Annotated in this window: 2 protein-coding genes; both read left to right on the top strand. The window is 64.0% G+C overall.

Annotation, left to right across the window (positions count from 1 at the left end):
* Positions 1-449 (top strand): ATP-binding cassette domain-containing protein (locus Q7U29_RS09410; protein ID WP_304740706.1); only part of this gene is annotated, 449 nt, incomplete at its 5' end.
* Positions 449-1,006: metal ABC transporter permease (locus tag Q7U29_RS09415; protein WP_304740707.1), on the top strand; the 558-nt coding region annotated here is incomplete at its 3' end. The genes Q7U29_RS09410 and Q7U29_RS09415, both read left to right, overlap by 1 nt.

Raw genomic sequence — 1,006 nt, forward strand, 5'->3', positions numbered from 1 at the left:
AGATCGGCGAGTTGAGCGGCGGCCAGAAGAAGCGCGTCTTCCTGGCGCGCTCGCTGGCGCAGGAGGGCCGCATCATCCTGCTCGACGAGCCTTTTACGGGCATCGACGTCAAGACCGAGGCCGCGAGCATCAGCCTGCTGCGCGAATTGCGCGCCGCCGGCCACCTGATGCTGGTTTCGACCCACAATCTCGGCAGCGTGCCGGAGTTCTGCGACCAGGTCGTTCTCATCAACCGCACGGTGCTGGCATCCGGTCCGACGGCGCAAGTCTTCACGCAAGGAAATCTCGAGCGCGCCTTCGGCGGCGTGCTGCGCAACTTCCAGCTCGGCGGTCCCGCGCTGCACGACGATGCCGACACCCGGCGCGTCACGGTGCTCACCGACGACGAGCGACCGGTGGTATTCTATGGTGACGGAGCCAATTCTCTCAACAACACGAAGCGCGAGTGATGGAGCCATTCTTCGCCGAATTGCTGGTCCCCTTCAGCTATAACTACATGCTGAAGGCGATGTGGGTGAGCGCGCTGGTCGGCGGCGTCTGCGCCTTCCTGTCGGCCTATCTGATGCTCAAGGGCTGGTCGCTGATGGGCGACGCGCTGGCGCACTCCATCGTGCCCGGCGTCGCCGCGGCCTATATCGTCGGCGCGCCCTTTGCGGTCGGTGCCTTCTTTGCGGGGATCCTGGCCGCCGGCGGCATGCAGTTCGTCAAGCTGAATTCGCGCTTGCGCGAGGACGCCGTCATCGGCCTGGTGTTCACGACATTGTTTGCGCTCGGCCTGCTGATGGCATCGATCTGGCCGACCTCGGTCAGCATCCAGACCATCGTGCTCGGCAACATCCTGGCGATCTCGGATGAAGACGTGGTCCAGGTCGCGATCATCGCGGCGGTTTCGCTGGCCATCCTCGCGGTGCTCTGGAAAGACCTGATGGTGACGTTCTTCGACGAGAACCACGCCCGCAGCATCGGGCTCAACACCAAGGCGCTGAAGATCGTGTTCTTCACGCTG

Origin of the sequence: Bradyrhizobium sp., from assembly GCF_030654605.1 — a bacterium.
Classification (GTDB): domain Bacteria; phylum Pseudomonadota; class Alphaproteobacteria; order Rhizobiales; family Xanthobacteraceae; genus Bradyrhizobium.